We start from the raw sequence: 10,993 nt of genomic DNA on the forward strand, positions 1-10,993 counted from the left end.
GAAAACGCGGTTGCAAAATCAGGCAAAAAAACGCATTCTTGAGTCCCTTCGAAATCGCGTTTCGGGGCCATTCCAGGTGGCCTCATTACGCCGATCATCCCCGGCTCGATTACGCCGATCCGTGACAAATGCCGCCGAACTCGATCACTTTAAGGCCTTGCAGAGGTCCATTTGCCATGGGAAAGCTCCTCGATGTCTGGTTGATGAAATCGCAGGCGCGCGTTCATAGGGTGGAGGATCGCAGCCGTGGTAGATACGGGCGATGGAGTTGAGGATTCCCTAATCGAAGTCATTGTTGTGTTATCGGCGACTGCTGCGAAGCACTATAAAAGACGGCAGCAGACGCTCGGAAGGCCTTTTCTTATCATTGCGTCTACAGTCAAGAAATTGCCAACGCAGATAGGCCCAGAACGTGTCCTTGATGGGGCAAGTGCAAATACATATGTCGAAATCACCGACAGGTTGACCGCCGATGCCAATCAATCAATATATCGAGATCTGCCTGGTTCGCGGCCGTTCTTTGCTTTGACAGCTTTGTTCAAACCCCTCGGATCATAAGGCTCGGTGCTGGGCGCCTTTATGAGTGGTGGATGGCCGGGCGCGAAGCGTTCGGCTTCCGCGACCCAGTTGGCCAGCAGGGAGGCGGGGGCGACGAGCAGGCTCGGACGTGGATCGGGCTGTTCGCGCTTCAGGATCAGGAGCAGCGCGAGGATCTGGATCGTCTTGCCGAGCCCCATGTCGTCGGCCAGACACGCGCCCAGTTCAAGCCGGCTGAGCAGGTAGAGCCACCGAACGCCGGCTTGCTGGTACGGACGAAGCTGTGCGCGCAACCCCGGACCAGGTTCGACGCGCGCCAGTCCCTGCGGCTCGCGCAGGTTCTGAAGGGTTTCGGCCAGCCCGGGGGCCGGCCACAACCTGTGCCCCAGTCGCGCTCTTCAGGCGCTTGCGCGTCATCGCCCGACACGCCTGCCAGCAGCCGTAGCGCATCGTTGAGCGGCAGCCCAGATTGCGCGGCCTGCTCAAGGTTTTCGAGGCGTTGCAGAACGCGGCCAAGTTTTTTGATCGACCTCGATCCAGCGTCCGCGGATCCACTGCACGCCGTCGGCGCCCTTGAGCAGACTTCGAACCTCGGCAGGGCTTAACGGTTCGCCCGCGAGCGAGACCGCCAGGTTGAAATCGAGCAGGGCATCCTTGCCGACGAGCGACGGCGGTTTTGTGCCCACACTGGCTGTGACGCTCGGCCGCGCGGGACGCCCCGTCGTCCACGTCCCGGGCAGCCGCACGACGATGCCGGCGGCTTCAAGCGCGGGCAAATCGTTGAGAAGGCGCCAGGCATCGGCTGGCGTCCAGCGCAACGGATGATAGATCTCGCGCGATTCAAGCATGGAGCGCACCCAGTCGCAACGTTCAGTCGCCCGCTGAACGGGGAGCAGCAGCGAAAGCAGCTGCGCCTTGTTGCGCGCGCCGGAAAACTCCTCGAGCGCGCGCGACAGGGGCTGATGCTGGGTCTTGCCATGCGCCGAGAGGCGCGCCGTATAGGTCGCCAGAAACGCAAAGGGGGCGTCCGGGTCCTTCCGGTTCTCGGTAAGATTGAAGTGGACGCGGCCCACCAGATTCCAGGTGGGATGACGTGAGCTTAGCCATGCCTGAAGCGAGCCGCCCGTGCTGGCCAGCTCCTGGCGCAGGGCGCTGTCGATCTCGCCCCACAGTGCCGCGAGCACTTCCGGCGTGAGATAGTCGACGCCCGTCATGGGGGGCGCATCGTCGATCAGCTTCCCGATGTCCCGGGCGTCTGGTTCGGCCACGGCGATGTCCCCGTCTGTGGCCGTCGTGCACAGCGTGGTGACGTACCGCGCGGCCTCACAAAGGCTTGCCTCCCGTCGCATGCAGCATTACAGGGCTTCGCCTTTGAGCTGGAATAGTGCAAGCACCACGAACACCATGAACAGGTTGTAGGACGTAAGGCGGTAGAGAGAGGAGAGCAAGGAGCGGCGAAACACCAACATAGGCGTCTCGCCGATCTTCCGGGCCGAGGCTACGTCACCCGCAAACTTCAGGTACGCCGTCCTCATGCCCAGGTTCGCGGCGTACAGAAGAACAGCCGCAAAGAGCCAACCCAAAGCGCTCGCAGCCAAGAAGGCCTCGTCTGGAAGCGCTGGCGTCACGAGATCCACGTACCAAGCGTTCGGAGAATGCAGTCGGGGCGACTGTAATCCATGCACCACATGCATCATTGCAGCGCTGACCGCTATAGCAACACCGCTATTCTTCAACCCATCGAACAGAATTTTGTAGAAGTCGGGCGATACGAGGACGTGCTTCGACAATAGCTCCCACGATGATCTCGCTCTGAAGTTGTGCAAGAGGCCGCCGATGACCGCAATGACCGCTGTCAAGAAATATGCGCTCCAAAGGGCCCTGATTGGCCGGTCGCAATATTCTTGAAGCCACGCGGGAGTCCATGCCGAACACACTTCGAGCTGACTACAAAGTAGAACAACCGGCATGATCGTGGCGAGAATAAACATGGACTCGATTGTCCACAGATCCTTCCAGTCATCTGCGAATACGCGAATTCCCTGCTTTTCTTCGGCTTTCGGTTGTATCGCGCCCTGCTCCGAGATGAAGCTTTTCATTTTATGCCCACTGGCAATCTGTTGGAATTTGATAACGGTAGCCGTCGACGCCTTTCCGGCGTCAAACGGTTGCTGGCGGGTCGAAACCCGGGCCAGCCGGTATGCCGCACCAGCACAGCCCCTGTCTCACAAGCGCCTCACTGATTTTAGCGTGGCCGTCATCCGAATCGAGCCGAACAACTTCCGCCTGTTCGTATATCCACCACGCAGGGTTCATGGGCGGTGCAAAAAAAAGCACCACACTGTCTGAACCGCCTTGGCGCGAATGCCATCTCAGGGCGGCCCCCGTTTCATGTCCGGCTGCGGCTAATTGGCTCATTAGCTGCTCCGTGACATGGTGAGTTGCGTCATGCTCTGGCTGCTTCAACCAATGGTCCCACTTCGAGTCCAGTGAAGTGTTTGCGTCGACAATTTCCCGGCGGTACGGCGTCCTCAGGTCAATCACCGGTACGTCAGTGATAAGCGTCAATCGCGCTAGCGCCATTCCTTCCAGGTGGCTCGGGTCGGTATAGACAGAGCCATCGCGCACCGCAGCGTCGCGCAATACTGTTTCCCAAAGCGAGGCCGCCGGCGTCTCGCCCGCATAGAACATACTGTGGCTACCATCGCGCCACGCCAACCGCGCCTCCGATCGTGGGTTGGGCGAAGTCGCCGGATACTCGACGGGGAAAACATGCCAGTAAGAACCTCCTGCCGGCAGGCACCCAACATGGACGCGGTGAAGGACTGCTTCCTCACCAGCGGGCATCGCGGTCTCCACGAAACTCTCGTTTTGCGACTTCGATTACACGTTCTGCATCGCGCGGAAACACCGCCGCCGGGGTCTCGTTACCAAGCTGCGCATGAGGAGAGTAGAGCCAGAAAGCCCGACGCCATCCGCCTCTGTCATCGTCCGCTCCCGGTAACACGGCAAGCAGCTTTGCCACCTCGGAACGGAGTTGTCCATGAGTGTCAAACTGGAAGTCGGGATGCCGGAACGTGCGTTCCGGCGCGTCCCAGACGCCCAGCAATGCGCCGCCCGACCGCAGTCTGGCCGCGTACTGAGCGGGGTTTTTCCCGACGGAAGCCCCTGCCATTTCCGCGACGCGCTTGCCGTCGGGCCAGCCCTCCGCCAGCAGCTCGTTGCGGAAGTCGATCGCGGCCTGATGGGACTTCGCAGGCGACACATCTTCAACCACTTCTCGCTGCGGCCGGTCCCGCGAACCAGCCTGCTCGCCAATCGAATCCAGCAAACCGAGGACCTCGCTGACATTGCCCTCTACTGCGAACACCTGACTCATGTCTTGGAACCATCTGGCCAGATCGCCCCACGAATGCACCCGCAACGGTTCGACCCCTCCCCGACCGCTGCTCTTGGCTTGGAAGAAGGTCCATTCTCCGGAACCAGTCTTTACAGCCAAATCGTGGATATGCTCCCTGAAGGCCGAGTCGGGACGAGCCATCTGTTTGATGAGAATCAGGCTTTCGTAAGCCGATGAAAATGGCGCCGTGAGAGGCGTCTCGCCCTCCGACACGCGCGAAAAGAAGACTCTCAAACGCGCCCCGTCGCCCGAGGCTTCGGCCAATACCTCGCGCTCGTCAAGCTGACGCCACTCGATCACGGGAAGGTTGCCCTTCCGCGCCACTTCCATATAGCCGACCGAAGACATTTCCCCCTCCGCTCTTCCCGGGCACGAAGCCCAACACCCATAAGGATAGCGCCTGATATCCTAGTTATCAAGGTTATTCTCGGTAGGCTGCGGATTGGTGACTGATGGGCTGACTGCTCCGGCCGGATGTAGACCCTCAACGAGCCAGGAACGCGCTTGGGGCTATCCGGGCCTTCATTTCGGGACATCCGGCGGACGTGCTATCGTCCGTCGTCACTATCGCCCCCTTGATTTATTGCACCGGAATGCCCGACAGCACCCACGGCGGACAAGCGTCGTCCAGCAGTTCTACTGTCGGCGGCGTCGATCCCGCTCGTCGTCTTGAAAATCCTCCTAGATCTGTATATATATACAGTATGTTTGCATATACAGTCATCGGAGGCGTCATGGAACATCTGGTGCGCGTACAGAACGAGCGGGACCGTCACACGCTGGCGTGGCTGCAGGCGCATGTCGGCGACGCAGCGATCGAGGCCGCGGTGCAGCGGTGCACGGGCCCCACGAAGCCGTACCTGTCGACGCTGTGCCGGCGGCTCGGCGTGACGGCGCCGCGGTTCATCGCGCCGCGCGCGCAGGTGGCGAGTGTGACGGCCGAACAGTCGCTGGCGACTATCCGACAGATCCTTGCATCCCGCCGCAGCCAGCGGTCGCCGAAGTCGGTGGCGGTGGCCGCGCCAATGCGGCGCCCGTGAAAAAGCGCCGTCGCGCGCCGGCGCCGTGACTATCATGAAGATGTGGTCCGCGTTGACAGCACGCGACCGCACGCGGGGCACAGGCGGGGCTGGCGGCAGGGCTGGCCGCCCGTCTGGGCCCCGCCAGAACAGGGTCCGCAGCAGGCGGGCCGTTTTTTTGCAACGCTTCAATCCTGATAATCGTCATGGGCAGTATCGCGATTAATGGCCGGAATCCGAGCCGGTCGGTTTCTCCGTGGAAATTCCCGGCATCCGCTGAACCGGGCGGCTCGACCAGTTAGCGAAATGAGCGCGATGGAGCGCTATTGCTAGGCCGCAATTTGGCGACAATCCGCAGAACCGCGCGCACGGAACTCGTGGAGGCGGCGTTGCTTCATTGCCTGGGTCTGCGGGAAGAGTTGGGAATGACAGCTGATACCAGCGCGGGCGCATACTGCTCTGGCCGCCATGGCCGGACTGGCAGTGCGTAAATGAACAGTCGCACCGGAGTTAGACGAGTGCTCGGCGATCGCAAGCAGAACTCGCGGGCGTGGTCGGCGACGTCGGCTGCTCGAGCATCGTTTTACGACTGCTTTCCCGCGCGGCGACGAATTCGTATAGCTCCCGCTCAAGCTCAGTCTCTGCGGCGCCGGGATGCCACGGCGCCGCACCATGTTTCCTTCGGGTCAGGCGCGACAGTTCGAGCGCGCGCTTGGCGAGCTTCGCGCACTCGAATGCCAGTTCGTCGCAGACATCCGGAACAGGTGCGAATTCCCCAGTCGTGGCGATATATTCACGCGCGTAGTGAACGGTTGCCGGGAAATCGCGCAGCACGGACGTCATTTTGTGATGCAGCCATTTCCATTCGACTGCGGGATAAGTGAAGTCGGGCACCTGCACGCCATGCACCGGCTGCTCGCGGTTTGTGCGAATTGCGTCTTTCGATGCCCAGTCTGCCCGGTGCATCATTGCGCGACAGGTTCGCACGTATTTCTCCAGCGAGAGCGCCACTTCCAGTGCAGCGTTCCGCCGTTCGCGACGATGGTCACGATGGTCCCTGCACGAATTCCAGCCGATCGCCACGATCGAACTGATGACCCCCGATGGCAGGGCCACCCTGAGTGCGCCCTGCCAGTCGAACTGCCGTACAACGTCAAACCATACCGGTGTCATGTCGTTTTCTCCGACGCCTGCGCCGCCTTCCAGTTCGTGTCCGTTTTGCGGGGCATTGTACGGGTAGCGCTCGCGACAGAGGTTGTGAAAAAGCCGCACCGGCGCGACGAGTCGCATCCCGAAAAGGCTCACCTGTCCTGGGTCGGGCCCGCGCGCACTCACGGTCAGCGGCCGCCCGAGGCCGTCGTCAGCGGAAGTGGCCGACTGGTTTTTGGAGAGACACCGAATGCTCACCACGAGGCTGACCATACCCGACGACGCACGCATCGCGTTGACGCGTCCCCCTCGGGCCGGCTGGCGAGCATCGAAGTAACAGGCGACCGGAACTGGCCGGCCGCATAGGAGCCAGATTGGTGCGGTGCAGCAAACTGTGTTAAAATCTTAATCCGTCGTCGTCTTGCGCCAATTCGTGCGCTTCCCTCGCGTCCGCTCTGCGGACCGCGCTCATCGCCCCTTGCGATCCCGCAAATCGTGTCACGCCTGTAGTCGTGGATTCCACAGCTTGCCGTCGCGATGCTGGCGGCTACCGGTCACGCGATCGCTGGGCGGACCCGTCCAGGAGAATGTATGGCAAAGCTTCATCGGAGCACTTCACGTCCAGACACGGCTGCATCCGCGCCGAACGCGTCGGTCCTGCGCGCATCGAAGGACAAGGCCACCGCAATCCTGCTGCCGATGGATACCGTGCCGCGGGCCGAGGAGCAGCAGCTCCAGATGCGTGCGCTCATCCAGTTGGGCAAGGAGCGCGGTTACCTGACTCACGCCGAAATTGCCGATCACCTGCCGGACAACTTCGCGCAGACCGCTGCGATTGAAGCCATTGTCAGCACCTTCAATGACATGGGCGTCGCCGTCTACGAGCAGGCACCCGACGCGGCGGCACTTTTCCTGAACGACGCGGCGCCGGCTGCTACGTCTGACGACCAGGCCGACGAGGAGGCTGAAGTCGCGCTTTCCACCGTCGATTCGGAGTTCGGGCGCACGACCGATCCCGTCCGGATGTATATGCGTGAAATGGGCGCGACCGGATTGTTGACTCGCGCGGGCGAGGTTGAGATTGCGAAGCGCATCGAAGACGGCCTCCACGAAATGGTCCAGGCGATTGCGGCCTGCCCGGCGACCGTCTCGGCGATCCTTTTCAGCGCGAAGCAGATCGAAGCCGGTGATCTGCGCATCGACGAACTCGTTGACGGTATCAACGAGGAAGCCGAATCGGTCGAAGTGTCCTCGTCGGAGCTGGCTGAATCGCCGGACACCGGGCACGCGACTGCTGATGGCGACGACGCCGGGGACGAGGACGGCGATGATGACAGCGAGATCGAAGACCGGGACACGGCGAGGGCTCACGAAGCGCGTCTGAAACAGCTCACGAGCGACAGCCTGGCTATATTTGCCCGAGTGCGCGAGCTGTTCGAGCAGATTTCTGACTCACACGCTGAGCAGGGTATGGGACGCGAGGCCGGCGCGCACCTATGTGAAGCGATCCAGCGCGAGCTGGCGCCCATTCGCTTTACGGCGCGAACCATCGATCGCCTATGTACCGACGTGCAACAGCAGGTCGCACAGGTGCGTGCGATCGAGCGGCACATTCTGCAAATTGCCGTTGACCGGTGCGGCATGCCGCGCGAAAAGTTCGTTGAGTCGTTTCCGGGTCACGAAGCTGATCTTTCATGGACCGGGAGTACGGCTGCGGCGTCGCGCGAATACGGCGCCGCGCTCGAACGCAGTCTGCCAGCGATTCAGGCCGAACAGCAGAAGCTTCTCGATATCGAAGCGAAGGTGGGGCTGCCGTTGCAGCAGTTGAAGAAGATCAACAGGCAGATGATGGCGGCCGAGTCGAAGATGCGGCAGGCGAAGCGCGAGATGATCGAGGCGAACCTGCGCCTCGTGATATCCATCGCAAAGAAATACGTGAACCGGGGCATGCACTTTCTGGATCTTATCCAGGAAGGAAATATCGGCCTGATGAAAGCCGTCGACAAATTCGAATATCGACGCGGCTGGAAGTTTTCGACTTACGCGACGTGGTGGGTGCGGCAGGCAGTCACGCGTTCGCTTGCGGACCAGGCGCGCACGATCCGGGTGCCGGTGCATATGATCGAGTCGATCAACAAGCTGAATCGGATTTCTCGCGAGATCCTGCAGCAGACCGGACGCGAGGCTAATCCAGCTGCGCTGGCAGAACGCATGGAACTGTCGGAGGAGAAGGTTCGAGGCATGTTGAAAGTCGCGAGGCAACCCGTATCGCTCGAGACGCCAGTGGGCGAAGATGCCGACGCGACGCTCGGCGATATGATCGAAGATCCGATGGCGGCATCGCCTGCGGATGCGGCCGTGCAGGCGAACCTGCGCTCTGCAATCGATGAGGCGCTCGATGCATTGTCCCCGCGTGAAGCGAAGGTGCTGCGGATGCGTTTTGGCATCGATACTGCGTCTGACTATACGCTCGAGGAACTGGGCAAACAGTTCGACCTGACGCGCGAACGTATCCGGCAGATCGAAAGCAAGGCGATGAGAAAACTGATGCACCCGAGTCGCGCCAACCGGCTAAGGCCATTTCTCGATCACTAAGGCGCAAAAGCGTGAACTGGTGGCTTGCGTAGTTTCGGAGGACGACATGAGCATTGGATCGTCGACCGGCTAAAAACAATGTTTCGGCACGCATCGGGGCGGGTCAGTCCGATGCGCGTCGTGCAAGATGGGACGGTGCGCCGTCGCGCTACCGCCGGTTCACAACAGGACTGCCTGCTGCAAAAGTTCCAGTGCCTTCAATTCGTCCAGTCGGCCCGTGCGTGCCTTACCTGCCAGCGTCTTGATCAATGCCTCCGCGATTGGCGCGATACCGTCGAGGTTGTCCAGGCTCGTGACGGACGCGGCGAGCGGCACGGGGTCTGGCTGGGGAATTGCAGCGGCGGGAAGCGATTCAGCGGTTGCAGGTGTGAGTGCCCGCAACCCGGCATCACCGCCTTCAGCGGAGTGGCGGGCGGGCGCGGCGGGGCCACCGCCTGTATGGTTTTGGTCGCTGGCGAGCGGCGTCTCCGTCTCTTCTACGGTATTCGTTGGCGTAGACAAGGCGCTTTCCGGCTCGACCGGGACGGCCGCCCGCGCGCGTCGCTTGTGCGCCTTCGCATTTACGGCACTCCTTGACGCTTCCTCGTTCGCGGTGGCGGCGATCGGCTCCTGTTGATCTGCGGCCGCACGTCCACGCGAGGCAGGCGTCAGCAAACTCGATACGGACTCGGGAATCTCTGCTTCCGAGCGTGGCGTGTCCAGCCAGCCGCTTGGCAAACCAAGTCGCTCTGTAAAACGGTTTGCTTCGAGATCGTCCATGCGTTTCTTGCCATAGAGCCGATGGGCCATGTTGGAACCGGTCATCTCCATGACGACGCCGAGTCTCGCCTTGGACCCGTTACGACTCGTGAGGACGTGAAGGTTCTGGCGTCGAACGTTTTCGACCGTTGCGCTGTCGTCCAGGGCCAGCGGTTGCTGCCTTGTCCCTTCAGAAGAGGTTCTGGATTTGGAAGATGAACCTTTTCCTCGCGCGTGCGTGTCAGTCCGTCCAGTCGTCTGGGTTCGACTCTTTTTGACGGTCACCGGCGATCCGCCCGCTGCTTTCTTTGGCATTTCCATTTTCCCCGACAGGTTATCTTCAAGAATGGGTTGTTGGCCGCCGTTCTGGACGGAAGCCGGCATGAGCGTTTCAGACACAACCTCTGGCTCGTTGTCTGCTTCGACGAAGTCGAGTGGCGCCTTCAGGCGGGTGATGGTGTCGGGCGCGAGCGCGGGGTGAGGCTGGTCAAAGAAACCATGCGGAAGCCCGAGCGTGGTTTCCATATGAAAAGCGGTCTCGGGCGTAAATCTTTCGCCCTTCATCAGTTCGGCCACTCGCGCCATGCTCGACTCGAGTCCTAGCGCGATGTTTTCTGCACCCACCGCATCGACGAGAAACTGAAACGACCGTGTTTTGAAAATCGACGCAGTCTGAGCGGAGTCTCGAGGAGGTGCCTTCACGTACGGTTGTCCCTGCCGGTTGGAAGGAGATTTCTTCACGTGACGAGGTTGGCGTTGGCCGCTGTCTCGAGGTCCCGCATATCGTCCGCGGGGTTGACTCATAAAATAGGGCTCCGAGCGATCATTAAATGTTCTGGCTTGTGAATTATAGACGAGGGGCAATTTCACTGGCGTGTTCGACGACTCGTCGTAGATTCGCCCAGTGGGGGCGACCGGAAAACCGAACTTCACCGATCGCACGCGCTCACGCTCCACCCACCACATCGCCACTGACAGCCCGGGAATGCTAATCGCGGCAATCCTCGCTGGCGCCCATCGTAACAACGTCCCCCCGTTTCGGCGCTGAGTGATGCCATCGTGCCGATGGGCGACGCACGTGGGCGACCGACAATCTTCGGGCCACATCATGCCGATAGGGGTTACCACCGCGAGAAACGCCGTCGCATTTCTTCATGATCTCGCAATCGCCTCGCCGTGGCGATTGCGAGATCCGCCAGCGCGTGTGCTGATTCCTGCCTTCGTCGAATATCCATAGTCGAGCCAGGCGTGCCTCCACAACGGACACCGAGCCAGTTGGTTTGCGCTGAAGGACGAGAAAGCGGTGGAGGATCCTGCCAGACGTCACAAAAAAAGCCCTTTTTCTGGAGGCCGTCTATTGCCGGGATTCGATGAGGATGGGGCGACGAACTTTAACGAAATGAGCCTGCTTTGCCCTTCTAATTGGCCGAGCTAACGTCAAGAGTGGTGTATGGGCAGCACCGTGACTGTCGATATCAAGCGGCGAGTTTCTGCTGAACCGGCCGATCGTCCTGCACCGGTTCGCCGTCCTTGAAGGCAATGCCCTCGAGCAACA

General features: G+C 61.0%; 9 protein-coding genes. 2 read left to right on the forward strand and 7 right to left on the reverse strand.

Going from position 1 to position 10,993, the window contains the following annotated elements; translation table 11 throughout:
• Positions 1–479: 479 nt before the first annotated feature.
• The 5 genes from AB3X86_RS36860 to AB3X86_RS36880 form a co-directional block, all read right to left on the reverse strand.
• A complete protein-coding gene (locus AB3X86_RS36860) occupies positions 480–914 on the reverse strand; it encodes an SNF2-related protein (RefSeq protein ID WP_368599743.1) in 435 nt (144 codons plus the stop codon).
• Between the two features lie 105 nt (positions 915–1,019).
• Complete coding sequence (locus AB3X86_RS36865) at positions 1,020–1,805, reverse strand: SNF2 helicase-associated domain-containing protein (RefSeq protein WP_368599744.1); 786 nt, start codon at positions 1,803–1,805, stop codon at positions 1,020–1,022.
• 87 nt (positions 1,806–1,892) lie between these two features.
• On the reverse strand, positions 1,893–2,636 hold the full coding sequence (locus AB3X86_RS36870) for a hypothetical protein (protein WP_368599745.1): 744 nt from the start codon (positions 2,634–2,636) through the stop codon (positions 1,893–1,895).
• 61 nt (positions 2,637–2,697) lie between these two features.
• Positions 2,698–3,396, reverse strand: coding sequence for an RES domain-containing protein (locus tag AB3X86_RS36875; protein ID WP_368599746.1), 699 nt, complete (start codon positions 3,394–3,396; stop codon positions 2,698–2,700).
• Positions 3,371–4,285, reverse strand: a complete 915-nt coding sequence (locus AB3X86_RS36880; protein WP_368599747.1) for a hypothetical protein — start codon at positions 4,283–4,285, stop codon at positions 3,371–3,373. The genes AB3X86_RS36875 and AB3X86_RS36880 overlap by 26 nt, the downstream gene beginning before the upstream one ends.
• 386 nt (positions 4,286–4,671) lie before the next feature.
• Here AB3X86_RS36880 and AB3X86_RS36885 point away from each other — a divergent pair, with 386 nt between their 5' ends.
• Positions 4,672–4,977 (forward strand): hypothetical protein, encoded by a 306-nt coding sequence (locus AB3X86_RS36885; RefSeq protein ID WP_368599748.1) that lies wholly within the window; start codon positions 4,672–4,674, stop codon positions 4,975–4,977.
• A gap of 489 nt (positions 4,978–5,466) precedes the next feature.
• Here AB3X86_RS36885 and AB3X86_RS36890 read toward each other — a convergent pair whose 3' ends face one another.
• Positions 5,467–6,378: a hypothetical protein gene (locus AB3X86_RS36890; RefSeq protein ID WP_368599749.1), complete on the reverse strand. Its 912-nt coding sequence runs from the start codon at positions 6,376–6,378 to the stop codon at positions 5,467–5,469.
• Between the two features lie 426 nt (positions 6,379–6,804).
• Between AB3X86_RS36890 and rpoD the strand changes: the two genes are divergently transcribed.
• Positions 6,805–8,700, forward strand: a complete 1,896-nt coding sequence (gene rpoD, locus AB3X86_RS36895) for an RNA polymerase sigma factor RpoD (RefSeq protein ID WP_368599750.1) — start codon at positions 6,805–6,807, stop codon at positions 8,698–8,700.
• Between the two features lie 159 nt (positions 8,701–8,859).
• Here rpoD and AB3X86_RS36900 read toward each other — a convergent pair whose 3' ends face one another.
• Positions 8,860–10,242 carry a hypothetical protein gene (locus AB3X86_RS36900; RefSeq protein WP_368599751.1) on the reverse strand — a complete coding sequence of 461 codons (1,383 nt, stop codon included), beginning with the start codon at positions 10,240–10,242 and terminating at the stop codon, positions 8,860–8,862.
• Positions 10,243–10,993: the final 751 nt, after the last annotated feature.

The organism is Paraburkholderia sp. BR14374 (assembly GCF_040948685.1).
In the GTDB taxonomy this organism is placed as follows: Bacteria; Pseudomonadota; Gammaproteobacteria; order Burkholderiales; family Burkholderiaceae; genus Paraburkholderia; species Paraburkholderia youngii.